Origin of the sequence: Streptomyces durhamensis, assembly GCF_000725475.1 — a bacterium.
GTDB classification, from domain to species: domain Bacteria; phylum Actinomycetota; class Actinomycetes; order Streptomycetales; family Streptomycetaceae; genus Streptomyces; species Streptomyces filipinensis.
The window spans coordinates 151444-176481 of record NZ_JNXR01000001.1; the positions used below are offsets into that span (position 1 = coordinate 151444).

The following is a 25038-nucleotide window of genomic DNA, read 5'->3' on the forward strand; positions in this document are numbered from 1 at the left end:
GCCAGCGGTCCCGGCCCCCCGGTTTAGCGGTCCCGGCCCCAACCCCCAGCCCCCGTCGCCATCTCACCCCATGCCGAAGGCCCCGGTGCCCACCCTGGGGAAGGGGGAGCACCGGGGCCTTCGGCTCAAGCTGGTTGGACTCGCACCCGCGTGGCGAACGCAGGCCGCGTGCGAGTCCGGGGTGCCGGGCGGGAGCGGATGAGAGAGGGCCCGCTCTGGGTCCTTCCGGCGGTCAGATCAGAAAGGGAGTTCAGCCCTTGAGGGTCGTGACCTTGGAAGCAAGCGCCGACTTCTTGTTGGCGGCCTGGTTCTTGTGGATGACGCCCTTCGAGACGGCCTTGTCGAGCGCACGCGCGGCAGCGCGCTGCAGCTCGGTGGCCTTCTCGACGTCACCCGCGGCAGCGGCCTCACGGGCCTTGCGGATCGCGGTCTTCAGGGAGGACTTGACGGCCTTGTTGCGCAGCCGAGCCTTCTCGTTGGTCTTGATCCGCTTGATCTGGGACTTGATGTTCGCCACGAAGGAGCCTTTTCAGGTTCTGGTGCGGGGCCGCGCGGGTCCCGTACCGGTGATCCAAAATTTCTCGGACGTGCCTCGCGCTGAGAGGGCATGAGGCACAGCCATCTACAGTACCAGTGGCCCTGCGAGCGGCCCAAAACGGTGTCCGGTCCCTCCGCGTGGGACCATGGAGACTACGTATCGATCCGACCCGAGGCATAAGGCGCCTCAAGAGACAGGACCCTGCGTGCCCGCGACCCCTAACCATGTGCCCGAGCCGAGCCGTACCGACCCGGCTCTGATCCGCAATTTCTGCATCATCGCGCACATCGACCACGGCAAGTCCACGCTCGCCGACCGGATGCTCCAGCTGACCGGTGTGGTCGAGCAGCGGCAGATGCGTGCTCAGTACCTCGACCGGATGGACATCGAGCGCGAGCGCGGCATCACGATCAAGTCCCAGGCGGTGCGTCTGCCCTGGGCCCCCACCGAGGGCCCCGACCAGGGCACGGCCCACATCCTCAACATGATCGACACTCCGGGGCACGTCGACTTCACCTACGAGGTCTCGCGGTCGCTCGCCGCCTGTGAGGGGACCATCCTCCTCGTCGACGCCGCCCAGGGCATCGAGGCGCAGACCCTCGCCAACCTCTACCTGGCGATGGAGAACGACCTCACGATCATCCCCGTGCTGAACAAGATCGACCTGCCGGCCGCCCAGCCGGAGAAGTTCGCCGAGGAGCTGGCGAACCTGGTCGGCTGCGACCCGGACGACGTCCTCAAGGTCTCCGCGAAGACCGGTCTCGGCGTGGACGCGCTGCTGAACAAGGTCGTCAAGGAGATCCCGCCGCCGGTTGGCGTCGCGGACGCCCCCGCCCGCGCGATGATCTTCGACTCGGTCTACGACTCCTACCGCGGTGTCGTGACGTACGTCCGTGTCATCGACGGTCAGCTCAACAAGCGCGAGCGCATCAGGATGATGTCCACCGGCGCCACGCACGAGCTGCTGGAGATCGGCGTCAGCTCGCCCGAGATGCTCCCCGCCGACGGCCTCGGCGTCGGTGAGGTGGGTTACCTCATCACCGGTGTGAAGGACGTCCGGCAGTCCAAGGTCGGTGACACCGTCACCAGCCAGAGCAAGGGCGCCACGGAGGCCCTCGGCGGGTACAAGGACCCCAAGCCGATGGTCTTCTCCGGGCTGTATCCGCTCGACGGTTCCGACTATCCGGAACTGCGCGAGGCCCTGGACAAGCTCCAGCTCAACGACGCCGCCCTCGTCTACGAGCCGGAGACCTCCGCGGCCCTCGGCTTCGGCTTCCGCGTGGGCTTCCTCGGCCTGCTGCACCTGGACGTGATCCGGGAGCGCCTGGAGCGCGAGTTCGGCCTCGACCTGATCGCCACCGCCCCCAACGTGGTCTACCGCGTGGTCATGGAGGACGGCAGCGAGCACACGGTCACCAACCCGAGCGAGTTCCCCGAGGGCAAGATCAACGACGTCTTCGAGCCGGTCGTGCGGGCCACCATCCTCGCGCCCACCGAGTTCATCGGCTCGATCATGGAACTGTGCCAGACCCGGCGCGGCACCCTGCTCGGCATGGACTACCTCTCGGAGGACCGCGTCGAGATCCGCTACACGCTGCCCCTCGCGGAGATCGTCTTCGACTTCTTCGACCAGCTGAAGTCCAAGACCCGCGGCTACGCCTCGCTGGACTACGAGCCCACCGGCGAGCAGACCAGCTCCCTGGTCAAGGTCGACATCCTGCTGCACGGCGACAAGGTCGACGCCTTCTCGGCGATCACCCACAAGGACCAGGCGTACGCGTACGGCGTGCGGCTCGTCGCCAAGCTCAAGGAGCTGATCCCGCGGCAGGCCTTCGAGGTGCCGGTGCAGGCCGCCATCGGCTCGCGGGTGATCGCCCGCGAGACCATCCGCGCCATCCGCAAGGACGTCCTCGCCAAGTGCTACGGCGGTGACATCTCCCGTAAGCGGAAGCTGCTGGAGAAGCAGAAGGAAGGCAAGAAGCGGATGAAGATGGTGGGTTCCGTGGAGGTTCCGCAGGAAGCCTTCATCGCCGTCCTGTCCAGCGATGACAGCGCGGGGTCGGCCAAGGGCAAGAAGTAACCATCGGTAACAACCGCTGGTGTCCGCAAAACGGGCGCGTGGGGGCCTGTCGTACGAAAGTGCGGCGGGCCCCTACGCGTGCGTAGGGTCGCTCTGCGTGGAAAGTGACAGGCCGATGCCCCTTACGCAGCGGCCGGTCGCGGCTTACTCTGATCCCTGCTCGATAGTTACTCGCGAGTTAAACAACAGCTCGAACCCCCACCGTGAGTTAACCCAGCCGCACCGAGTCAGCCGCACCGTCGCGGGCCCCCGGAGGATGTCGTGAGCGACACACAGACCCTGATCGAGAACCGTCCGCCGTCCGTGGCGGCCCTCTTCCTGGAGCGCGTGGCGGCCACACCGGACGCCGAGGCCTACCGCTACCCGGTGCCGCCCGCCTCCGGCCAGGGCCCCGACGAATGGAAGTCGCTCAGCTGGGCGCAGGCGGCCGAGCGGGTGTACGCGATCGCGGCCGGTCTCGTCGAACTGGGCGTGCAGCCCGAGCAGCGGGTGGCCCTCGCCTCCTCCACCCGCGTCGAGTGGCTCCTCGCCGACCTCGGCATCATGTGCGCGGGCGGCGCGACGACCACCATCTACCCGCAGACCAACGCGGACGAGTCGGCGTTCATCCTCTCCGACTCCGAGAGCCGGGTGCTGATCGCCGAGGACGCGGCCCAGGCCGCCAAGGCCCTGGAGAAGCGCGCCGAGCTGCCCGACCTCACCAAGGTCGTCGTCATCGACGCGGCCGGCGCCGAGACGAGCGACTGGGTGATCACCCTCGCCGAGCTGGAGCGGCGCGGCGCCGCCTACCTGGAGCAGCACCCGCAGCTGATCAAGGAGCGGGTCGGCGCGATCACCAGGGACCAGCTCGCCACCCTCATCTACACCTCCGGTACCACCGGCCGCCCCAAGGGCGTGCGCCTGCCGCACGACAACTGGGCGTACATGGCGCGGGCGATCGCCTCGACCGGCCTGGTCACCATGGACGACGTGCAGTACCTGTGGCTGCCGCTGGCGCACGTCTTCGGCAAGGTGCTCACCTCCGGCCAGATCGAGGTCGGCCACGTCACCGCCGTCGACGGCCGCGTCGACAAGATCATCGAGAACCTTCCGGTGGTGCAGCCGACGTACATGGCGGCCGTGCCGCGCATCTTCGAGAAGGTCTACAACGGCGTCGCCGCCAAGGCCCGCGAGGGCGGCCCGGCCAAGTACAAGATCTTCCAGTGGGCCGCCGAGGTCGCCCGCGAGTACGCCAAGGTCACCCAGGACAACTTCCGCCGCACCGGCAGCCACTCGGCGCCCTTCGGGCTGGCCGCCAAGCACAAGGTCGCCGACACGCTCGTCTACTCCAAGCTCCGCGAGGCCTTCGGCGGCCGGCTGCGTGCCTGTGTCTCCGGCGCCTCCGCGCTCGCGCCCGAGATCGGCTACTTCTTCGCCGGCGCCGGCATCCACATCCTGGAGGGCTACGGACTCACCGAGTCCTCCGCCGCCTCCTTCGTCAACCCCGGCGAGGCCTACCGCACCGGCACGGTCGGCAAGCCGCTGCCCGGCACGGAGGTGCGGATCGCCGACGACGGCGAGATCCTGCTGCGCGGCCCCGGCATCATGGAGGGCTACCACGGGCTGCCCGAGAAGACCGCCGAGGTGCTGGAGTCCGACGGCTGGTTCCACACCGGTGACATCGGCGAGCTGTCCCCCGACGGCTACCTCCGCATCACCGACCGCAAGAAGGACCTGATCAAGACCTCCGGCGGCAAGTACGTCGCCCCGGCCGAGGTCGAGGGCCAGTTCAAGGGCGTGTGCCCGTACGTCTCCAACATCCTGGTGCACGGCGCCGACCGGAACTACTGCACCGCCCTCATCGCCCTGGACGAGCCCGCGCTGCTGGACTGGGCGAAGGAGAACGGCCTGGAGGGCAGGGCGTACGCCGAGATCGTCGCCGCGCCCCAGACGGTGGAGATGGTCGACGGGTATGTGCGGCAGCTCAACGCGGGGCTGCAGAAGTGGCAGACCATCAAGAAGTTCCGGCTGCTGCCGCGCGACCTCGATGTGGAGCACGGGGAGATCACGCCGAGCCTGAAGCTGAAGCGGCCCGTGGTGGAGCGGGAGTACAAGCACCTCATCGACGAGATGTACGCCGGGGCGCGGGAGAAGTAGGGGACGGTGCGGTGAGCGGGGGCCGCGGGCCGTTCGTGGCTGGTCGCGCCCCCGCGGCGGGGCCGTATGCCGGCACGGCCCCGCGGCCCGTGGGTGATTGTGCTCGCCTGCGCTCAAAAGTCGCCCTCTTCTGTCCATTTCGGTAACCCACCGCTTATGCGTGCCCCCGGTCTGTCACCCTGGGCCGCATGGACATGGCGGCCATACCGACGCAGCGGGAGAGTGAGCCCCGGGCCAGGGAGACCAGGGGGCGGACGACGCTGCCCGGAAGCCCCCTGGCACCCGGGTCCGCCCGTGCGCTGGTGCGGGCCGCGCTGGCCGAGGCGCCCGGGGTCTCGGCCCGGCTCGTCGACGACGCGATGGCCGTCGTCAGCGAGCTGGTCACCAATGCCGTCGTGCACGCCGGTACGGACGTGGAGATCGACTGGCGGCTGGAGGAGACCGGCGCGTTCGTCGTGGAGGTGGGCGACCGCCATCCCTCCCGCGCCCCGCGCGACGCCCTGGGCACCGAGGGGCCGTACGACACCCCCGAGTACGGGCGCGGCCTGCGGCTGGTCACCACGCTCGCCGAGTCCTGGGGCGTCACCTATCGCGCCGGCGCCAAGACGGTCTGGGCGCGGCTGCCCCCCGGCGGTGTCGAGGACCCGGACACCCCGGTGCCGGACGCGGCCCTGGAGGTCGCCGAGGACCTCGCCCCGCAACCGCCCCGCGTCGACGGCGACCGGGAGTGGCTCGGCCGGGCCGCGCTGTCCTTCCTCGCCGAGGCCTCCGACCTGCTCGCCGGGCAGCTGGACGAGAACCTGGTCACCGCCCTCACCGGGCAGCTCATCGTCCCCCGGCTCGCCGACTGGTGCGCCGTCTGGCTGGAGGACGAGGCGACCGTGCGGGGCGGTGCGGGCGGCCCCGACCGGGTCTGGCACGCCAGCGAGAGCGGCGTCGAGGAACTGCGCTGCGCTCTGGACAAGGAGCCGCCCTGCCCACGCGACGGGCTGCGCTCCGGTCCCGAGCCGTACCCCTGGCCCGGGCACGCGCTCGGCCCGCAGGGCAGCGACGGCACGGCGCTGGCGTTCCGGCTGATCGCGGGAGGCCGGCCGGTCGGCACGCTGGTGATCGGCCGGTGCGGGCCGCTCGGCTTCCCCGACGAGGTCACCGGGCTCGTGGAAGACCTCAGCCGCCGGGTCGCCCTCGCCATCGGCGCGGCCCGCCAGTATGCCCGCCAGGCCACCATCAGCGCCGTCCTGCAGCGCGGCCTGCTGCCCGGCGCGGTCGCCGAGATCCCGGGCGTGAGCAGCGCGCTCGTGTACGAACCCTGCGACAAGGGCGGCCCCAGCGGCGATTTCTACGACCTGTTCCCGGCCGGCGACGGCCGCTGGTGCTTCGCCGTCGGCGACGTCCAGGGCAAGGGCCCCGAGGCGGCGGTCGTGATCGGCCTCGCCCGCCCCTGGCTCCGCCTCCTCGCCCGCGAGGGCTACCGCGTCGCCGACGTCCTCGACCGCCTCAACCAGCTCCTCCTGGACGACGCCATCGAGGCCGCCGACGCCGCCGCCCGCGCCCTGGTCACCGCGGGCGGCCGCCCCGTGGCCCCCGGAGACGGCCCGCAGACCCGTTTCCTGTCCCTGCTCTACGGCGAGCTGACCCCCTACGAGGGCGGCGGGGTCCGCTGCACGCTCGCCTCCGCCGGCCACCCGCTGCCGCTCGTCCTCGGCCCCGACGGCACCGTACGCACCGCCGCCCGCCCGCAGACCCTGCTCGGCGTCGTCGAGGACGAGACCTACACCAGCGAGACGCTCGACCTGCGGCCCGGCGACAGCCTGCTGTGCGTCACCGACGGGGTGACCGAGCGGCGTTCCGGCCCGCGCCAGTTCGACGACGGCGACGGCCTCGCCCGCGCCCTGTCCGGCTGCGCCGGGCTCAGCGCCGAGCTGATCGCCGAAAGGATCCGCCGCATGGTGCACGACTTCGGCGGGGGCCTGCCCGAGGACGACCTCGCCCTGCTGGTGCTGCAGGCGGAGTAACCGCGCCGGTGCTGGACAATGGAGGACATGCCTTCCGCCCTGCCCGACGGCGAGCCCGTCCCCGCCGACGGCGCGCTGCCCGCATCCGCGCTCGCCGGGGCCGCCCACCGCCCGCTCGGTTTCTATCTGCACGTCCCGTACTGCGCGACCCGCTGCGGCTACTGCGACTTCAACACCTACACCGCGACCGAGCTGCGCGGCACGGGCGGCGTACTGGCCTCCCGTGACAACTACGCGGACACGCTGACGGACGAGATCCGGCTCGCGCGCAAGGTGCTCGGCGACGACCCGCGCGAGGTCCGTACGGTCTTCGTCGGCGGCGGTACGCCTACGCTGCTGGCCGCGGACGATCTCGTACGGATGCTGGGAGCGATCCGCGACGAGTTCGGACTGGCGCCGGACGCCGAGATCACGACCGAGGCGAACCCGGAGTCCGTCGACCCCGCGTACCTCGCCACGCTCCGGGAGGGCGGCTTCAACCGGATCTCCTTCGGCATGCAGAGCGCGCGGCAGCACGTGCTGAGGATCCTCGACCGCACCCACACCCCCGGCCGCCCCGAGGCGTGCGTCGCCGAGGCACGGGCGGCGGGCTTCGAGCACGTCAACCTCGACCTGATCTACGGCACCCCGGGCGAGAGCGACGACGACTGGCGGGCCTCGCTGGAGGCGGCGATCGGGGCGGGGCCCGACCACGTCAGCGCGTACGCGCTCATCGTCGAGGAGGGCACCCAGCTGGCCCGCCGGATCCGCCGGGGCGAGGTCCCGATGACCGACGACGACGTGCACGCCGACCGCTATCTGATCGCCGAGGAGGCCCTGTCGGCGGCGGGCTTCGACTGGTACGAGGTCTCCAACTGGGCCACCTCCGAGGCGGGCCGCTGCCTGCACAACGAGCTGTACTGGCGCGGCGCCGACTGGTGGGGCGCGGGCCCCGGGGCGCACTCGCACGTGGGCGGGGTGCGCTGGTGGAACGTCAAGCACCCGGGGGCGTATGCGGCGGCGCTGGCATCGGGGAAGTCGCCGGGGGCCGGGCGTGAGCTGCTGTCCGACGAGGACCGGCGGGTGGAGCGGATCCTGCTGGAGCTGCGGCTGACGGAGGGGGTGCCGCTGGCCCTGCTGAAGGAGGAAGGACTTGCGGCGTCCCGGCGCGCGCTGGGGGAGGGGCTCCTTCAGGACGGGCCGTACGGCGAGGGGCGGGCTGTGCTGACGCTGCGGGGGCGGCTGCTGGCGGACGCGGTGGTTCGGGATCTGGTGGACTGATCACTCCGGCGGGTGAATCCCCCCGGAACGCCGGTTCGGTCCCTAACCTGGTTCGTAGGCTGCCGCTGACAGTACGCGGCGAATGTGGAGGCCACGGAGATGACCGCTGTGGACGAACGTGGAGTCGCAGAGTTCTTCGCGGGGTTCGAGCCGCCCGACGGACTCAAGGTGGAGCTCCTGCGGGGGGAAGTCGTGATGATGGCCAGCCCGGACCTGGTCCATAACCTGATCGTGATGCTGCTCGGCAGGCAGATCCCTCTTGAGCACTGGTACAGCCTTCAAACACAGGACGTCGACATCGTCGACGAAGCCAGTGAGCCCGTCCCGGATCTCGTGGTCGTTGCTCCCGAAATCCTGCCCGCTTCGGGACGGCTTCTCCCGGCCGGCCTCATCACGATGGTCGTTGAGGTGGTGTCGAAGACCAGCGTCGAGCGGGATTACTCCGTCAAGCGCTCCATCTACGCGGCAGGCGGGATCCCCGTCTACCTCATCGTGGACCCGATCATGGCGCAGTGTGTCGTGCTGACGCGGCCCGTCGGGAAGGGGGAGAACGCCGACTACCAGAGGCAGCAGATCACCAAGTTCGGGGCACCGCTGCCGCTGGAGGATCTGGAGCTCGAACTGGACACCACCGAGTTCGGAACGTTCCCCGACGTCAGGCCCCACCGCTACCCGTGACGAAGTCGATCAGTTCCTCCACCCGCCCCAGCAACGCCGGCTCCAGATCCCTGTAGGATCCCACCCGCTTCAGGATCGCCTGCCACACCGCCCCGGTGTTCTCCGACGGCCACCCCAGCGCCTGGCACACGCCCGTCTTCCAGTCCTGCCCGCGCGGCACCTTCGGCCAGGCCTCGATCCCCAGGGCGACCGGCTTCACGGCCTCCCAGATGTCGATGTACGGGTGACCGACCACCAGCGCGTGCTCGCTGGTGACCGACTCCGCGATCCGCCACTCCTTGGTGCCGGGGACCAGGTGGTCCACGAGGACGCCCAGGCGCGCGTCCGGACCCGGTGCGAAGGACGACACGATCGACGGCAGGTCGTCCACCCCCTCCAGGTACTCCACCACCACGCCCTCGATGCGCAGGTCGTCGCCCCACACCTTCTCCACCAGCTCGGCGTCGTGCCGGCCCTCGACGTAGATACGGCCGGCCCGGGCCACGCGGGCGCGGGCGCCGGGGACGGCGACGGAACCGGAGGCGGTACGGGTGGGACGTACCGGACCCGGGGACGACGGGCGGACCAGCGTCACCACCCGCCCCTCCAGCAGGAAGCCCCGCGGCTCCAGCGGGAACACCCGGTGCTTGCCGAAGCGGTCCTCCAGGGTCACCGTGCCCGCCTCGCAGCGGATCACCGCCCCGCAGAACCCGGTGCCGGGCTCCTCCACCACCAGGCCCGGCTCCGCCGCCACCTCCGGCGCGGGCTTCTGCTTCTTCCACGGCGGGGTCAGGTCGGCGGAGTACGAACGAGGGCGCGGGCCCGAAGGGCCCCCGTCGGAGGGGTGGTGGCGGGAGACGGGTGGGCGCATTCGGATGACGATAGGAGAAGCCGGCACCCAGGTGTCACGACACGCCGAAGCGGCGGGCCAGCTCGTCACGTTGCCGGCGCACGAACGCCGCGTCCACCACCGCTCCGTGACCGGGCACGTACACCGCGTCCTCGCCGCCCAGGGCCAGCAGCCGGTCGAGCGCGTCCGGCCAGCGGGCCGGGACCGCGTCCGGACCCGCCTGGGGCTCGCCGGACTCCTCGACCAGGTCGCCGCAGAAGACCACCTCCGGATCCCCCGGCACGAGCACCACGAGATCGTGGGCCGTGTGCCCCGGGCCCACGTTCGCCAACAGCGCCTGGCGGCCGCCCCCGAGGTCCAGCGTCCACTCGCCCGAGACCAGGTGCCGGGGCGGGGCCAGCGCGTCCACCGCCTCGTCGGCCGCCGCGGCCGGCAGGCCGTTTGTGATCGCGTCCCGGCGCAGGTCCTCCCGCTCGTGCGTGAGGACCGCGTCCAGGCCCACCGCCCCGTACACCTCCGCGCCCGCCATCGCCGCCGCCCCGAGGACATGGTCGAAGTGGGGGTGGGTCAGCGCGAGATGGGTCACACGGCCGCCGGTCAGTGCCTCGGCCTGGGCCCGCAGCCGCGCCCCCTCGGCCAGGCTGGAGCCGGCGTCCACCATCAGTGCCGCGCCCTCCCCGAGGACCAGTCCGGCCGTGCAGTCCCAGCCGGGCAGGCGGCACCGCCCGATCCCGGCGGCCAGCCGCTCCCACCCCAGCTCTTCCCAAGTCACCGTCATACCGCGACGCTAGCTGCACGAGCCCCCGTGACCGTACCGACCTTGCCCTGGGTGTACCCGACAGCCGTACACTGGGCGCTGGAACGCTGGCACTCACATACGAAGAGTGCCAGGCGGACGGAATCGCGGGACAGAGGGGACGACGTGCTGGAGGTGCGCGCGAATGCTGAGTGAACGCAGGCTTCAGGTACTGCGCGCCATCGTCCAGGACTACGTCGGCACCGAGGAGCCGGTCGGGTCGAAGGCCCTGACCGAGCGGCACAACCTCGGGGTCTCCCCGGCGACGGTCCGCAACGACATGGCGGCCCTGGAGGACGAGGGGTACATCGCGCAGCCGCACACCAGCGCGGGGCGCATCCCCACCGACCGGGGCTACCGGCTGTTCGTGGACAAGCTCGCGGGCGTCAAGCCGATGACGGCGCCCGAGCGGCGGGCCATCCAGAACTTCCTGGAGGGCGCCGTCGACCTCGACGACGTCGTGGCGCGGACGGTGCGGCTGCTCGCGCAGCTCACCCGGCAGGTCGCCGTCGTGCAGTACCCGTCCCTGACCCGGTCCACCGTCCGGCACGTGGAGCTGCTCTCGCTCGCTCCCGCGCGCGTGATGCTCGTGCTGATCACGGACACCGGACGGGTCGAGCAGCGGATGGTCGACTGCCCGGCGCCGTTCGGCGAGAGCTCGCTCGCCGATCTGCGCGCGCGGCTGAACAGCCGGGTCGCGGGCCGCCGGTTCACGGACGTGCCGAAGCTGGTCGAGGACCTGCCGGAGGCCTTCGAGGCCGAGGACCGCGGTACGGTCTCGACGGTGCTCTCCACTCTCCTGGAGACACTCGTCGAGGAGAACGAGGAGCGGCTGATGATCGGCGGTACCGCCAATCTCACCCGCTTCGGGCATGACTTTCCCCTCACGATCCGGCCCGTCCTGGAGGCCCTGGAGGAGCAGGTCGTGCTCCTCAAGCTCCTCGGCGAGGCGAAGGATCCGGGCGTGACGGTGCGCATCGGGCACGAGAACGCCCATGAGGGACTCAACTCCACCTCGGTGGTGTCGGTGGGCTACGGTTCGGGCGGCGAGGCGGTTGCCAAGCTCGGCGTGGTCGGACCGACCCGCATGGACTACCCGGGAACGATGGGAGCGGTACGCGCAGTGGCACGGTACGTCGGACAGATCCTGGCGGAGTCGTAAGTGGCCACGGACTACTACGCCGTTCTCGGCGTGCGCCGCGACGCGTCGCAGGATGAGATCAAGAAGGCGTTCCGTCGGCTCGCGCGCGAGCTGCACCCGGACGTCAACCCGGATCCGAAGACCCAGGAGCGGTTCAAGGAGATCAACGCCGCTTACGAGGTGCTGTCGGACCCGCAGAAGAAGCAGGTCTACGACCTCGGCGGCGACCCCCTCTCGCAGGCGGGCGGGGCCGGCGCGGGCGGATTCGGGGCGGGTGGCTTCGGCAACTTCTCCGACATCATGGACGCGTTCTTCGGTACGGCGTCGCAGCGCGGCCCGCGCTCGCGCACCCGGCGCGGCCAGGACGCGATGATCCGCATCGAGGTCGAGCTGGACGAGGCGGCCTTCGGGACCACCAAGGACATCCAGGTCGACACCGCGATCGTCTGCAACACCTGCAACGGCGAGGGCGCGGCGCCGGGCACCTCCGCCCAGACGTGTGACATGTGCCGCGGCCGCGGTGAGGTCTCCCAGGTCACCCGGTCCTTCCTGGGCCAGGTCATGACCTCGCGGCCCTGCCCCCAGTGCCAGGGCTTCGGCACCGTCGTGCCGACGCCGTGCCCGGAGTGCGCCGGCGACGGCCGCGTCCGCTCGCGCCGGACGCTGACCGTCAAGATCCCGGCCGGTGTCGACAACGGCACGCGGATCCAGCTCGCCGGCGAGGGCGAGGTGGGCCCCGGCGGCGGTCCCGCCGGTGACCTCTACGTCGAGATCCACGAGCTCCCGCACGCGATGTTCCAGCGGCGCGGCGACGACCTGCACTGCACGGTGACGATCCCGATGACAGCGGCGGCGCTCGGCACCAAGGTGCCGCTGGAGACCCTGGACGGCATGGAGGAGGTCGACATCCGGCCCGGCACCCAGTCCGGCCAGTCGATCCCGCTGCACAACCGGGGTGTCACGCACCTGCGCGGCGGCGGCCGGGGCGACCTGATCGTGCACGTCGAGGTGCAGACCCCGACCAAGCTGGACCCGGAGCAGGAGCGCCTGCTGCGCGAGCTGGCCAAGCTGCGCGGCGAGGAGCGGCCCCAGGGGCAGTTCCAGCCCGGGCAGCAGGGGTTGTTCTCGCGGTTGAAGGACGCGTTCAACGGTCGCTGACGGCGGCTGGCGGACGGCGTTCCACGGGCGCTCGGACGTGCGGTACGGGGTGCCGCGGCACCCCGTATGCCGTTGTCCTATGCCGCGGGAAGCCCCGATTCGGACTTGTTCGAAGGACGTGACAACATGCGGTCATGTCCTCCGCGCTGACCGGTCTCTTCCCCCACCCGATCGTGCAGGCCCCCATGGCGGGCGGAGTCTCCGTCCCGCAGCTCGTCGCCGCCGTCTCCGAGGCCGGTGGCCTCGGGTTCCTCGCCGCCGGATACAAGACCGCCGACGGCATGTACCAGGAGATCAAGCAGCTGCGGGGGCTCACGAGCCGCCCCTTCGGCGTCAACGTGTTCATGCCGCAGCCCGAGTACCCCGGCGCGGCCACCGGCCCCACCGGAGCGGCAGCCGCCGTGCCCCCTTCCGGTGCGGTCGAGGTCTACGCCCACCAGTTGGCCGGCGAGGCCGCCTGGTACGAGACCGAGCTTGGCGACCCGGACAGCGGCCGGGACGACGGCTACGACGCCAAGCTCGCCGTGCTCCTCGACAACCCGGTGCCGGTGGTCTCCTTCCACTTCGGTGTGCCCGGCCGCGAGGTGTTCGACAAACTGCGCCGGGCCGGCACCTTCACGCTGGTCACCGCCACCACCGCGGAGGAGGCCCGGGCGGTCGAGCGGGCCGGCGCGGACGCGGTGATCGCGCAGGGCGTGGAGGCCGGCGGGCACCAGGGAACCCACCGGGACCTCGCCGAGAACGACGGCTCCGGCATCGGACTGCTCTCGCTGGTCGCGCAGATCCGGGAGGCCGTGCGCATCCCGATCGTCGCCGCCGGCGGCATCATGCGCGGCGGCCAGATCGCCGCCGTCCTCGCGGCCGGAGCCAGCGCGGCCCAGCTGGGCACCGCCTTCCTCGCCACGCCCGAGTCCGGCGCCGCGGCCGTGTACAAACAGGCGCTGACCAACCCGCTGTTCGTGCGCACCGAGCTGACCCGTGCCTTCTCCGGCAGACCGGCCCGCGGACTGGTCAACCGCTTCGTGCGCGAGCACGGCCCGTACGCCCCCGCCGCCTACCCCGAGATCCACCACCTCACCTCGCCGCTGCGCAAGGCCGCCGCCAAGGCCGGGGACGCGCAGGGCATGGCGCTGTGGGCGGGCCAGGGCCACCGGATGGCCCGCGAGCTGCCGGCCGGGCGGCTGGTGGAGGTCCTGGCCGAGGAACTCGACGCCGCCAGGACAGCGTTGTCGGCCAAGGGAGGCCTGTGATGACCGCGCCGGTGTTCGTCGTCGACTCGCTGGAGGGCGTGGGCCCGGGCTCGGTCGTCGACGTCGAGGGCCCGGAGGGGCGGCACGCGGTCTCCGTACGGCGGTTGCAGCCCGGCGAGGACGTGGTGCTGACGGACGGCAGGGGCCGGGGCGCGGCCGGGGTCGTCGTCAGTGTGTCGGGCAAGGACCACCTGGTCGTCGAGCCGTTCGAGTTCCCCGTGGAACCCGAGCCGAGCCCCCGGATCACCGTCGTCCAGGCCCTGCCCAAGGGCGACCGCGGCGAGCTGGCCGTGGAGACCATGACGGAGACCGGTGTCGACGCGATCGTGCCCTGGCAGGCCGCCCGCTGCATCACCCAGTGGAAGGGCGAGCGGGGCCTGAAGGCACTCGCCAAGTGGCGGGCCACCGCGCGCGAGGCCGGCAAGCAGTCCCGTCGGCTGCGCTTCCCGGAGGTCACGGACGCGGCAAGCACCAAGCAGGTCGCCGCACTTCTCGCCAAGGCCGACTTCGCCGCGGTGCTGCACTCCGACTTCGAGCACGTCAGCGAGCCGCTGGCCACCGCGCAACTCCCCGCCGAGGGCGAGATCGTGCTGGTCGTCGGCCCCGAAGGCGGCGTCGCCCGGGACGAGTTGGCGCTCTTCGAGGAGGCGGGAGCCAAGGCGTGCGTGCTCGGTCCTAGTGTGTTGCGTACATCCACCGCCGGCACCGCCGCCGTGGCCCTGCTGCTGGGCCGCACCGGCCGCTGGTCCTGACACACCCGGGGGACATCGTGGAACTCGCCCAAGTCCGGCTCCTGGTCAGCGACTTCGCTGCCTGCTACGGCTTCTACGCCGACGTCCTCGGCCTCAAGCCGCAGTCCGGGGCGACCGAGGGCCCGTACGAGAAGTTCAGCCCGCACGCCGGCTCCGCGGGGATCGCGCTGCAGGACCGGGCGATGATGGCCGAGGTCCTGGGTGAGCTGGGCGAGACCGTCACCGGTCACCGTTCCCTGGTCGTGCTGCGCGTCGACGACCTGGACGCCTACTGCGCGGAGATCACCTCCCGCGGCGCCTCCCTGCTGCACGGCCCGGCCCCCATGACCGACCGCATGCGGGTGGCCCACCTCAAGGACCCGGAGGGCAACCTGGTCGAACTCCAGCAGTGGCTGCTGCTGCGCGGCTAGGAGTTCGGCCGGCGGGGACCCGGACACAGCGCCGCGCCCCGAACGGGTGAGTGGCCGTATGCGGTCTTCCCCGGTGCCCTGGCCGGTGGCACGCTGCCCTGCATGGGGGTTTTGAGAGGGAATCGACGCGGAGTGCGGGTCCTGGCCGTCGCCGGGCTGGTCGCGGGGGCCGGTGGGGCCGTGGTGGCCTGTCAGCCGACCGGCCTCAGTTCCGCCTCCGCCGCCTACACCACCGACACCACCGCGACCGCCAGGCTCAAGCAGCAGCGCATCGACGTCGACTGGCTCACCTGCACCGGGGACTACGGCCGCGCCGAGCCGGCCAGAACACCCTCGCCCAGTGAGAGCACCGTCATCTCCGTCCACTGCCGGGGCCAGACCAGGGACGGGCGGAAGATCACCCTCACCGGGAAGGTGACCAAGGCCGTCGACGGGGCGTGTGTGCGCGGTGATCTGACGGCCAGCGTCGGCGGGAGGCAGGTCTTCCACGTCGACGGGCTCGGCGACTGCGACGCCAAGCCGGCGCCGACGTACCGGCCGCCCACCTACCAGCCCGGCGGCGGTCGGCCGACGGTGACCGTCACCGTCACCCGGACCCTCTGGTGCAAGGGCGACCCCACCTGCTGGCCCGTGCAGGGCAAGTGATCGGAACCGCGAGCGGGGCACACCGTTCACTGCGTACAGTGACGGGGTGACTCAGGGTGCCGCCTATCTCCGATTCCCCCACCTGCACGGTGACTTGGTGACCTTCGTCGCCGAGGACGACGTGTGGCTCGCGCCGCTCGACGGCGGCCGGGCCTGGCGGGTCAGCGCCGACAACATGCCGGTGACCACGCCCCGGATGTCCCCGGACGGACGGTTCCTCGCCTGGACCTCCACCCGGGACGGCGCGCCCGAGGTGCATGTCGCCCCCGTCGACGGCGGCCCCGCCGACCGGCTGACGTACTGGGGCAACCGCCGTACGGAGGTCAGGGGCTGGACCGCCGACGGGCGGGTGCTCGCGCTCGGTGCACAGGGACGCCCCAGCTCCCGGCACACATGGGCGCACGCCGTTCCCCTGGACGGCGGACCCGCCGAGACCCTGCCGTACGGCCCGGTCGGCGATGTGGCCTTCGGCCCGGCCACCGTGCTGCTGTCCGCGCCGATGGGCCGCGAGGCCGCCCACTGGAAGCGCTACCGGGGCGGCACGGCGGGCAAGCTGTGGATCGACCGGGACGGGAGCGGGGAGTTCGTCCGGCTGCACGAGGACGTCGACGGGAACATCGAGTGCCCGGTGTGGGCGGGGGAGCGGATCGCCTTCCTGTCCGACCACGAGGGCACCGGCGCCCTGTACTCCTCCCTCGCCGACGGCTCCGACCTGCGCCGCCACACCCCGCTCGGAGGCGCCTCCGGCTCGGCCGAAGCCGAGCGCGGGGGAGGCTTCTACGCCCGGCAGGCGGCCGGTGACGGCAGCCGGATCGTCTACGCCTCGGCCGGTGAACTCTGGCTGCTGGACGACCTGGAGAGTGCCGAGCCGCGCCGGCTGGACGTGCGCCTGGGCGGCCCCCGGATCGACCTGCGCCCCCGGCCGGTGGACGCCTCCCGCTGGTTCGGCGAGGCGTCCCCGGACCACACCGCGCGCGGCAGCGCCGTCTGCGTACGCGGCGGGATCCACTGGGTCACCCACCGCTCCGGCCCCGCCCGCGCGCTGGCCGCCACCCCCGGCGTCCGCGCCCGCATGCCGCGCGCCTTCCGCGCGGAGGGCGAGGAGTGGGTGGTGTGGGTGACGGACGCGGAGGGCGACGACGCCCTGGAGTTCGCCCCGGCCACCGGCACCGTGCCCGGCGCCACCCCGCGCCGGCTCGCCGCCGGACAGCTCGGCCGGGTGCTGGAACTGGCCGTGGCCCCCGACGGCGGCCGGGCCGCCGTCGCCGCGCACGACGGCCGGCTGCTGCTCGTCGAACGGGAGACCGGCGAGGTCCGCGAGGTCGACCGCAGCGACGACGGCGAGGTCTCCGGACTGGCCTTCTCCCCCGACTCCGCCTGGCTCGCCTGGGCCCACCCCGGCCCCCGCCCGCTCTCCCAGCTGCGCATCGCCCACACCACCGACCTCTCGGTCACCGAGGCGACCCCGCTCCGTTTCCAGGACTACGCCCCCGCCTTCACCCTCGACGGCAAACACCTCGCGTTCCTCTCCAACCGCGCCTTCGACCCCGTCTACGACGAGCACGTCTTCGACCTCGCGTTCGTGGTCGGCGCCCGCCCGCACCTGATCACCCTGGCCGCCACCACGCCCTCGCCGTTCGGCCCGCAGCGCCACGGCCGCCCCTTCGAGGCCCCCGAGAAGGACGAGACCCCCGACGGCGAGGGCACCCCGGCCACCCGCATCGACCTGGAGGGCCTCGCCGACCGCATCGTCCCGTTCCCGGTGGAGGCCGGCCGGTACTCCACTCTCCGCGCCGCCAAGGACGGCGTGCTCTGGCTGCGCCACCCCGTGCAGGGCGTCCTCGGCGCCGCCCGCGCCCACCCCGAGGACCCCGACCCGCACACCGAGCTGGAGCGCTACGACCTCGCCCAGCGGCGCCTGGAGCACCTGGCCTCCGACGCCGGCCACTTCGAGGTCAGCGGTGACGGCAAACGCGTGCTGCTGTGGACCGACGGCCGGCTCCGGATCGTCCCCAGCGACCGCCGTACCGGCGACGACGACGGCGACACCAGCGTCTCCGTCGACCTCGCCCGCGTCCGGCAGACCCTCGACCCGGCCGCCGAGTGGCGGCAGATGTACGAAGAGACCGGCCGCCTCATGCGCGACCACTTCTGGCGTCCCGACCTCGGCGGTGCCGACTGGACCGGTGTCCTCGACCGCTACCGCCCCCTCCTGGCCCGCCTCGCCACCCACAGTGACCTGACCGACCTGCTGTGGGAGGTGCACGGCGAACTCGGTACCTCGCACGCCTACGTCATCCCCTCCGGCGGCGCCGGCGGTCCCCGGCACGGTCTGCTCGGCGCGGACGTCTCCCGCCATCCGGACGGCAGTTGGCGTATCGACCGCATCCTGCCCTCGGAGACCTCCGACCCGGACGCCCGTTCCCCGCTCGCCGCCCCCGGAGTCGCCGTCCGCCCCGGCGACGCGATCATCGCCGTCGCCGGCCACCAGGTCGACCCGGTGACGGGACCGGGTCCGCTGCTCGTCGGCACGGCGGGCCACCCGGTGGAGCTGACCGTCTCCCCGGCGGGCGGCGGCGAACCCCGCCACACCGTCGTCGTCCCGGTCGCCGACGAGGAACCCCTGCGCTACCACGCCTGGGTCGCCGACCGCCGCGCGCACGTCCACGCGGCCTCCGACGGCCGTCTCGGCTACCTCCACGTCCCCGACATGCAGGCTCCCGGCTGGGCGCAGATCCACCGCGACCTGCGGGTGGAGGTGGCCCGCGAGGGCCTGGTGGTCGACGTCCGCGAGAACCGCGGCGGCCACACCTCGCAGCTGGTCGTCGAGAAGCTGGCGCGCCGCATCATCGGCTGGGACCTCCCGCGCGGCATGCGCCCCACCAGCTACCCCCTGGACGCCCCGCGCGGCCCGGTCGTCGCCGTCGCCAACGAGTTCTCCGGCTCCGACGGCGACATCGTCAACGCCGCGATCAAGGCCCTCGGTATCGGCCCGGTCGTCGGCACCCGCACCTGGGGCGGCGTCATCGGCATCGACAGCCGCTACCACCTGATCGACGGCACCCTGGTCACCCAGCCGAAGTACGCGATATGGCTGGAGGGGGTGGGGTGGGACGTGGAGAACCACGGGGTGGATCCGGACGTGGAGGTCGTCCAGCGCCCGCAGGACTGGGCGCAGGGCCGCGATGCCCAACTGGACGAGGCGGTCAGGCTCGCGCTGGAGGCGCTGGAGGAGCGGCCCGCGAAAACTCCGCCGGGAATGCCGGCCTGATACGACTACGATGCCCCGGTACTGATCATCGGCGTGAGGAGGCACACGCATGGCAGGCGAACCGCAGGACGACTGCCTGTTCTGCAAGATCGTCGCAGGGCAGATCCCGGCGACGATCGTCCGCGAGACGGAGACCACCGTCGCCTTCCGGGACATAAATCCCCAGGCCCCCGTCCACATCCTGGTGATCCCCAAGGCCCACTACGAGAACGCGGCCGCACTCGCCTCGGGGGCACCGCAACTCGCCGCCGACGTCCTGGCGGCGACCCAGGCCGTGGCGGACGAGGAGAAGCTCGACAGCTACCGCACCGTCTTCAACACGGGCGGTGGCGCCGGCCAGACCGTCTGGCACGCCCACGCGCACGTCCTCGGCGGCCGCGGCATGCAGTGGCCCCCCGGGTGACCAGCCGTGTCCGTACGTGAGTTGGTCGTCCTCGGCACCGCCAGCCAGGTCCCGACCCGGCACCGCAACCACAACGGCTACCTGCTGAGGTGGGACGGCCAGGGCATCCTGTTCGACCCCGGCGAGGGCACACAGCGGCAGATGCTGCGCGCCGGGGTCGCCGCCCACGACCTGAACCGGATCTGCGTCACGCACTTCCACGGCGACCACTCCCTCGGCCTCGCCGGCGTCATCCAGCGGATCAACCTCGACCAGGTGCCGCACGAGGTGACCGCGCACTACCCGCGCTCCGGGCAGCGCTTCTTCGACCGGCTGCGCTACGCGACGGCCTACCGGGAGACGGTCCGGCTCACCGAGGAACCGGTCGCCGCCGACGGCATCCTCGCGGTGACCTCGTCGTACACGCTGGAGGCCCGCAGGCTGTCGCACACGGTGGAGTCCTACGGCTACCGGCTGATCGAACCCGACGGCCGCCGCATGCTGCCCGACCGGCTCGCCGCGCACGGGATCAAGGGACCGGACGTGGGCCGGCTGCAGCGCGAGGGCGGGATCGGGGAGGTCGCGCTGGAGGACGTCAGCGAGGTGCGGCGCGGGCAGCGGTTCGCGTTCGTCATGGACACCCGGCTCTGCGACGGCGTGCACGCGCTCGCCGAGGGCTGCGACCTGCTCGTCATCGAGTCGACGTTCCTGGACGACGACGTGGAACTCGCCGTCGAGCACGGCCATCTGACGGCGGGGCAGGCGGCGACGGTGGCCCGGGACGCCGGGGTGCGGCACCTCGTCCTCACCCACTTCAGCCAGCGCTACACCGAGCCGGAGGAGTTCGAACGGCAGGCGCGGGCCGCCGGCTTCGAGGGAGAGCTGACCGTGGCGCACGATCTGCAGCGGGTGCCGGTTCCGAAACGGCGGTAAAACACCCGTACGATGCTTTGATGCCCCTCCCGAAAGCAGAACTGCACCTCCACATCGAAGGCACTCTGGAGCCGGAGCTGGCGTTCGAGCTGGCCGCCCGTAACGGCGTCCGGCTGCCGTACGCCGACACGGACGCGCTCCGCGAGGCCTACCGGTTCGAGGATCTCCAGTCCTTCCTGAACCTGTACTACGAGCTGATGGCCGTCCTGCGCACCGAGCGGGACTTCGCGGACCTCGCGAACGCCTACCTGGCCCGCGCCGCCGCGCAGGGTGTCCGGCACGCGGAGATCTTCTTCGACCCGCAGGCCCACCTCGCCCGGGGGGTGTCCCTGGGCACGGTCGTGGAGGGGCTGTGGCGGGCGCTGGGCAGCAGCGAGGAGAACCACGGCGTCTCCACCAGGCTCATCCTGTCCTTCCTGCGGGACGAGTCCGCCGAGTCGGCCATGGAGACACTGGAGGCCGCCAGGCCGTACCTGGACCGGATCACCGGCGTCGGCCTGGACTCGGCCGAGGTCGGACATCCGCCGGTGAAGTTCCGGGAGGTGTACGAGGCCGCCGCCGCGCTCGGGCTGCGCCGCGTCGCGCACGCCGGTGAGGAAGGGCCGCCGGAGTACATCCGCGAGGCCCTGGACGTGCTCGGCGTGGAGCGCGTCGACCACGGGCTGCGCTGCATGGAGGACCCGGAGCTGGTCGAGCGGCTGGTGCGGGAGCGGATCCCGCTCACCCTGTGCCCGCTGTCCAACGTCCGCCTGCGGACCGTCGACACCCTCGCCGCCCACCCCCTGCCCGCCATGCTCGACGCGGGGCTGCTGTGCACGGTCAACTCCGACGACCCCGCCTACTTCGGCGGCTACGCGGGCGACAACTTCGAGGCCGTGCACACGACCCTGGGGCTCTCCCGGGACCGGCTGCGCGAGCTGGCCCGCAACTCCTTCCTCGCCTCCTTCCTGGAGGACGACGAGGAGCGCCGGGCCCGTTACCTCGCCGAGGTGGCGGCGTACGAGTTCTAGCGCGCGTGGCCGCCGAGTCCTCTAGGGTGTGGCGGCCGCTGTGTCGTAGGCGCGCCGGGCGGGCACGGCCGGGCTGTCCACCGGGATCTCCACCACCGCCGGCGCCCTGCGCCCGGCCCGCAGCGCGACCGCGGTCATCGGTGCCGCGATCACCAGGAGCCCGGCCGCGAGGACCGCGCCCATGACCGGAAAGCCCGCCTGTGCGGCCAGCAGGCTGCCGGTCAGCGGTCCCGCCGCCGTGCCCAGCGACGAGGCGGAGCCCACGAGCACCGCCCAACGGCCCTGCGTGTCCAGCGAGGCGGCGAGGCCGATGAGGTACGACAGCACGATCGGGTAGAGCAGGTTCCAGGCGATCTCACCCGTGGCGAAGGACGTCAGACGGGTGGCGCACGCGCTCACCGCGACGCAGCCGGCGATCAGGGCCGTACCGGCGCCGATGGGCAGCGCCCGGCCGAACCGCGGGCCGATCGCCCCCGCCCCCGTCACTCCCAGCAGTCCCGCCCCCAGTGCGACGGCGAACACCGCGCCCACCGTGGACTCCGTCAGCCCGGCCTGGGCCAGGCCGATGCGGCCGCTCATCCCCCACAGGGCGTTCTGGGCGAGGGACCAGCACGGCATGGTGACGGCCAGGACCAGGCCGGAGCCGAGGTGGGGAAGGCGGGCGGCGGGCCGCCGGCGGGTGGCCGGGGCGGCGGCCGTGCGGGGGGCCGGCCCGGCACCGGCCCGGCGGGCGGGCAGACGGCCGGTGAGCGGCCAGGCGGCGAGCGCGGTGAACGCGAGCGCCGCCAGCGGCTGAGCGTGGCCCGGCCCCAGATGCGGCACCGCCAGACAGACCGCGCCCGCGAGCGCGGACACCCCGAGGAGCCCCAGCGTGGTGACCCGGTGCGGATCGTGGTGGGCCGCGATACCGCTCGCGGAGACCGCCGTGACCGTACCGGACCCGAATCCGCCGATGACCGCGCCCGCGACGACGGCCGGGACGAGCGTGGTCAGGGCGGCACCGCCGTAGCCGAGGAGGGCGAGCGCGAGCCCGAGGCGGGCGAGTGCGCGGGGTCCGGTCCGGTCGACCCGTGAGGCCAGCAGGAAGCCGGCCGCCGCCGAGGCCAGCAGCAGCGCACTGCCGATGGCTCCGGCCTGCGTGGCGGTGAGCGGAAGCCCGGAATCGAGCCGGCCGACGGTGGTCGGCAGCAGATACGGCGCGAGGTACCCGGCCGTGAAAAGGGCGACGAGGGGCCAGGGGCGGGGGCGGGGGGCGGACACGGGCGTTCCCAGGGCAGGCGAAAGGACGGGTGCGGGGGAGGGGAGGAGGCGACGACCGTCGACGGACAGGAACGCGCGAGCAAGTTGTATCAAGCACGCGGTACCGGCAGAAGTACGGGGGGTGCGATCTGGATCACTTTTCGGTTTGCCTTCCGTGGGCCCGGGTAAGAGGCGCTACGGTTCGTTCTCATATGTAGACGTCATTCATAAGAGGAGATGGTCAGGTGGGCGGCGATCCCCATCCCGGGGCGGTGGCGCGGCGGTTGCGCGAGGGGATGGCGCGCGGTGTGCTGTCCTTCCCGCTCACCGCGTTCCGCGACGACGGCCTTGTCGATCCCGACGGCCAGCGCGCCCATGTCGCCGGCCGGCTCGCCGCCGGGCCCGGCGCGCTCTTCCCGGCCTGCGGCACCGGGGAGTTCTTCTCGCTGGACGAGGAGGAGTACCGGACCGTCGTCCGGATCACCGTCGAGGAGACGGCGGGGAGGGTACCGGTCGTCGCCGGGACCGGATACGGCTGGGCGCAGGCCACGCGGTTCGCGCGGATCGCCGAGGAGGCCGGCGCCGACGCGCTGCTCGTGCTGCCGCACTACCTGGTCGACGCCCCGCAGCAGGGCCTCGCCGCCCAGCTGGAGCGGCTCGCCGGCCGCACCCGGCTGCCGCTGATCGTCTACCAGCGCGGCCAAGTCGCCTACACGGTGGACACGTTGCGGCGCATCGCGCGCGTCCCGAACGTCATCGGCCTCAAGGACGGCCACAGCGACCTCGACCGCCTCCAGCGCCTCACCCTCGCCGCCCCCGACGGCTTCCTCTTCTTCAACGGCGCCGCCACCGCCGAGATCCAGGCCCGGGCCTACGCCGCCGTCGGCGTCCCCGCCTACTCCTCCGCCGTGCACGCCTTCGCCCCCGAGATCGCCGGCGCCTTCTTCGCCGCGCTCCAGGGCGCGGACCACGCGAGCGCCGACAGGCTGCTGCGGGAGTTCTACGTCCCGTTCGTCGAACTCCGCGACCGCGCCCCCGGATACGCCGTGTCCCTGGTGAAGGCGGCGGCCCGGCTGCGCGGACAGCGCGTCGGACCCGTGCGCGCCCCGCTCACCGACCCCGCGCCCGCCGACCTCGCCGACCTCAAGGCCCTGCTCACCGCCGGACTCGACCTCGTAGGAGCCGCCCTGTGACCCGAGACCTGACCATCGCCGAGGTGCGGCTGACGCCGATCCTGGTCGCCGACCCGCCGCTGCTCAACACCCAGGGCGTGCACCAGCCGTACACCCCCCGGCTGATCGTGGAGCTCGTCACCGCCGACGGGATCACCGGGCTCGGTGAGACCTACGGCGACACCAAGTACCTGGAACTGGCCCGCCCGCTGGCCGAACGGCTCACCGGACGGTCGGTCATGGATGTGAACGGCCTGTTCGGGATCGACCTCGGCGTGGACGCGTCGCGGGTCGAGGGACAGGTCGACGCCGGGGGGCTGCGCGGGGTGCAGAGCGCCGACAAGCTGCGGCTGTCTGTGCTGTCCGCCTTCGAGGTCGCTTGCCTGGACGCCCAGGGCAAGGCCCTCGGGCTGCCGGTGCACGCCCTGCTCGGCGGCAAGGTCCGGGACAGCGTGGAGTACAGCGCCTATCTGTTCTACAAGTGGGCCCGCCACCCGGCGGGCGTGGCCTGCGAGCAGGACGACTCGGGGGCCGCCCTCGACCCGGCCGGGGTCGTGCGGCAGGCGCGGCTGCTCAAGGAGCGGCACGGCTTCACGTCGTTCAAGCTCAAGGGCGGTGTCTTCCCGCCCGACGAGGAGATCGCGGCCGTACGGGCCCTCGCCGAGGCCTTCCCCGGGCATCCGCTGCGCCTCGACCCCAACGGTGCCTGGTCGGTCGAGACCTCGCTGAAGGTCGCGAAGGAACTCGGGGACGTCCTGGAGTACCTGGAGGACCCGGCCCTGGGCACGGCCGCGATGGCCGAGGTGTCGGCGGGAACGGCGGTCCCGCTCGCCACCAACATGTGTGTGACCACCTTCGGGGAGATCAAGGAGGCGTTCACACGCGACGCCGTGCAGGTCGTGCTCTGCGACCACCACTACTGGGGCGGCCTGCGCAACACCCGGCAGCTCGCCGCGATCTGCGCCGCCTTCGGGGTCGGGGTCTCCATGCACTCCAACACGCACCTGGGGATCAGCCTCGCCGCGATGACCCAGGTCGCGGCCACCGTCCCGGGTCTCCACCACGCCTGCGACTCCCACTACCCCTGGCAGTCCGAGGACGTCCTCACCGAGCGGCTGCGCTTTTGCGACGGGAGGGTCGGGGTCCTCGACGCGCCGGGACTCGGCGTCGAGCTGGACCGCGACGAACTGGCCCGGCTGCACCGGCGGTGGGCCGACGACGACGGCGCGCTGCGGGACCGCGACGACGCGGCGGCGATGCGGGTGGCCGAACCGGGGTGGCGGCAACCGGTGATGCCCCGCTGGTAACTCCCTGCGCGGCCCGGCAAGTGGTGCACACTGGCC

General features: G+C 72.3%; 21 protein-coding genes. 17 read left to right on the plus strand and 4 right to left on the minus strand.

The genetic code is table 11. The features are described from left to right. Positions 1–250: 250 nt before the first annotated feature. The gene (rpsT, locus tag IO33_RS0100650) at positions 251–517 is read right to left on the minus strand and encodes a 30S ribosomal protein S20 (protein WP_031158784.1); all 267 of its coding nucleotides are present in this window, start codon (positions 515–517) and stop codon (positions 251–253) included. A gap of 226 nt (positions 518–743) precedes the next feature. Here rpsT and lepA point away from each other — a divergent pair, with 226 nt between their 5' ends. The 5 genes from lepA (at position 744) to IO33_RS0100675 (ending at position 8707) form a co-directional block, all read left to right on the plus strand. Beyond that, complete coding sequence (gene lepA, locus IO33_RS0100655) at positions 744–2618, plus strand: translation elongation factor 4 (protein WP_031158786.1); 1875 nt, start codon at positions 744–746, stop codon at positions 2616–2618. 261 nt (positions 2619–2879) lie between these two features. Further along, complete coding sequence (locus tag IO33_RS0100660; RefSeq protein ID WP_031158788.1) at positions 2880–4754, plus strand: AMP-dependent synthetase/ligase; 1875 nt, start codon at positions 2880–2882, stop codon at positions 4752–4754. A gap of 194 nt (positions 4755–4948) precedes the next feature. Continuing rightward, positions 4949–6769: a SpoIIE family protein phosphatase gene (locus IO33_RS0100665; RefSeq protein ID WP_031158791.1), complete on the plus strand. Its 1821-nt coding sequence runs from the start codon at positions 4949–4951 to the stop codon at positions 6767–6769. A 27-nt stretch (positions 6770–6796) separates the two neighbouring features. Beyond that, entirely contained in the window at positions 6797–8029 is a 1233-nt protein-coding gene (hemW, locus tag IO33_RS0100670) for a radical SAM family heme chaperone HemW (protein WP_031158793.1), read from the plus strand. 99 nt (positions 8030–8128) lie between these two features. Next, positions 8129–8707: a Uma2 family endonuclease gene (locus tag IO33_RS0100675; protein ID WP_031158795.1), complete on the plus strand. Its 579-nt coding sequence runs from the start codon at positions 8129–8131 to the stop codon at positions 8705–8707. Here the strand turns inward: IO33_RS0100675 and IO33_RS0100680 are convergent. Next, positions 8685–9557 (minus strand): DUF3097 domain-containing protein, encoded by an 873-nt coding sequence (locus IO33_RS0100680; protein WP_051926341.1) that lies wholly within the window; start codon positions 9555–9557, stop codon positions 8685–8687. The two genes, IO33_RS0100675 and IO33_RS0100680, sit on opposite strands and share 23 nt — an antisense overlap. Positions 9558–9591: 34 nt before the next feature. Then, positions 9592–10314: an MBL fold metallo-hydrolase gene (locus IO33_RS0100685; protein WP_031158799.1), complete on the minus strand. Its 723-nt coding sequence runs from the start codon at positions 10312–10314 to the stop codon at positions 9592–9594. Between the two features lie 163 nt (positions 10315–10477). Here IO33_RS0100685 and hrcA point away from each other — a divergent pair, with 163 nt between their 5' ends. From hrcA to IO33_RS0100735, 10 genes are all read left to right on the plus strand, one after another. Continuing rightward, positions 10478–11494, plus strand: a complete 1017-nt coding sequence (gene hrcA / locus IO33_RS0100690; protein ID WP_031158801.1) for a heat-inducible transcriptional repressor HrcA — start codon at positions 10478–10480, stop codon at positions 11492–11494. Then, on the plus strand, positions 11495–12631 hold the full coding sequence (gene dnaJ, locus IO33_RS0100695) for a molecular chaperone DnaJ (RefSeq protein WP_031158804.1): 1137 nt from the start codon (positions 11495–11497) through the stop codon (positions 12629–12631). A 134-nt stretch (positions 12632–12765) separates the two neighbouring features. Then, complete coding sequence (locus IO33_RS0100700) at positions 12766–13881, plus strand: nitronate monooxygenase (protein ID WP_031158806.1); 1116 nt, start codon at positions 12766–12768, stop codon at positions 13879–13881. Further along, entirely contained in the window at positions 13881–14633 is a 753-nt protein-coding gene (locus IO33_RS0100705; protein WP_031158808.1) for a 16S rRNA (uracil(1498)-N(3))-methyltransferase, read from the plus strand. The genes IO33_RS0100700 and IO33_RS0100705 overlap by 1 nt, the downstream gene beginning before the upstream one ends. Before the next feature lie 17 nt (positions 14634–14650). After that, positions 14651–15043: a VOC family protein gene (locus IO33_RS0100710; protein WP_031158810.1), complete on the plus strand. Its 393-nt coding sequence runs from the start codon at positions 14651–14653 to the stop codon at positions 15041–15043. A gap of 102 nt (positions 15044–15145) precedes the next feature. After that, positions 15146–15688, plus strand: coding sequence for a hypothetical protein (locus tag IO33_RS0100715; RefSeq protein ID WP_051926342.1), 543 nt, complete (start codon positions 15146–15148; stop codon positions 15686–15688). A 46-nt stretch (positions 15689–15734) separates the two neighbouring features. After that, the gene (locus IO33_RS0100720; RefSeq protein ID WP_031158814.1) at positions 15735–18959 is read left to right on the plus strand and encodes a S41 family peptidase; all 3225 of its coding nucleotides are present in this window, start codon (positions 15735–15737) and stop codon (positions 18957–18959) included. A gap of 49 nt (positions 18960–19008) precedes the next feature. Continuing rightward, on the plus strand, positions 19009–19362 hold the full coding sequence (locus IO33_RS0100725) for a histidine triad nucleotide-binding protein (protein WP_031158815.1): 354 nt from the start codon (positions 19009–19011) through the stop codon (positions 19360–19362). A 6-nt stretch (positions 19363–19368) separates the two neighbouring features. Further along, on the plus strand, positions 19369–20274 hold the full coding sequence (locus IO33_RS0100730) for a ribonuclease Z (RefSeq protein ID WP_031158817.1): 906 nt from the start codon (positions 19369–19371) through the stop codon (positions 20272–20274). A 20-nt stretch (positions 20275–20294) separates the two neighbouring features. Further along, the gene (locus IO33_RS0100735) at positions 20295–21284 is read left to right on the plus strand and encodes an adenosine deaminase (RefSeq protein WP_031158819.1); all 990 of its coding nucleotides are present in this window, start codon (positions 20295–20297) and stop codon (positions 21282–21284) included. Positions 21285–21305: 21 nt separating this feature from the next. On the opposite strand, the gene IO33_RS43595 is transcribed toward IO33_RS0100735, so the two are convergent. Then, a complete protein-coding gene (locus IO33_RS43595; RefSeq protein WP_037684682.1) occupies positions 21306–22544 on the minus strand; it encodes an MFS transporter in 1239 nt (412 codons plus the stop codon). 275 nt (positions 22545–22819) lie between these two features. On the opposite strand from IO33_RS43595, the gene IO33_RS0100745 reads away from it, so the two are divergent. Beyond that, entirely contained in the window at positions 22820–23716 is an 897-nt protein-coding gene (locus IO33_RS0100745) for a 5-dehydro-4-deoxyglucarate dehydratase (RefSeq protein ID WP_078963244.1), read from the plus strand. Next, a complete protein-coding gene (locus IO33_RS0100750) occupies positions 23713–25002 on the plus strand; it encodes a glucarate dehydratase family protein (protein ID WP_031158823.1) in 1290 nt (429 codons plus the stop codon). The genes IO33_RS0100745 and IO33_RS0100750 overlap by 4 nt, the downstream gene beginning before the upstream one ends. Positions 25003–25038 lie beyond the last annotated feature (36 nt).

Coding starts and splice junctions, on each gene's coding strand:
- hemW (WP_031158793.1), top strand. CDS start 6,797: ATGCCTTCCGCCCTGCCCGACGGCGAGCCCGTCCCCGCCGACGGCGCG.
- IO33_RS0100705 (WP_031158808.1), top strand. CDS start 13,881: ATGACCGCGCCGGTGTTCGTCGTCGACTCGCTGGAGGGCGTGGGCCCG.
- IO33_RS0100745 (WP_078963244.1), top strand. CDS start 22,820: ATGGCGCGCGGTGTGCTGTCCTTCCCGCTCACCGCGTTCCGCGACGAC.
- IO33_RS0100665 (WP_031158791.1), top strand. CDS start 4,949: ATGGCGGCCATACCGACGCAGCGGGAGAGTGAGCCCCGGGCCAGGGAG.
- IO33_RS0100680 (WP_051926341.1), bottom strand. CDS start 9,557: ATGCGCCCACCCGTCTCCCGCCACCACCCCTCCGACGGGGGCCCTTCG.
- IO33_RS0100715 (WP_051926342.1), top strand. CDS start 15,146: ATGGGGGTTTTGAGAGGGAATCGACGCGGAGTGCGGGTCCTGGCCGTC.
- IO33_RS0100735 (WP_031158819.1), top strand. CDS start 20,295: ATGCCCCTCCCGAAAGCAGAACTGCACCTCCACATCGAAGGCACTCTG.
- IO33_RS0100725 (WP_031158815.1), top strand. CDS start 19,009: ATGGCAGGCGAACCGCAGGACGACTGCCTGTTCTGCAAGATCGTCGCA.
- IO33_RS0100700 (WP_031158806.1), top strand. CDS start 12,766: ATGTCCTCCGCGCTGACCGGTCTCTTCCCCCACCCGATCGTGCAGGCC.
- hrcA (WP_031158801.1), top strand. CDS start 10,478: ATGCTGAGTGAACGCAGGCTTCAGGTACTGCGCGCCATCGTCCAGGAC.
- IO33_RS0100675 (WP_031158795.1), top strand. CDS start 8,129: ATGACCGCTGTGGACGAACGTGGAGTCGCAGAGTTCTTCGCGGGGTTC.
- IO33_RS0100685 (WP_031158799.1), bottom strand. CDS start 10,314: ATGACGGTGACTTGGGAAGAGCTGGGGTGGGAGCGGCTGGCCGCCGGG.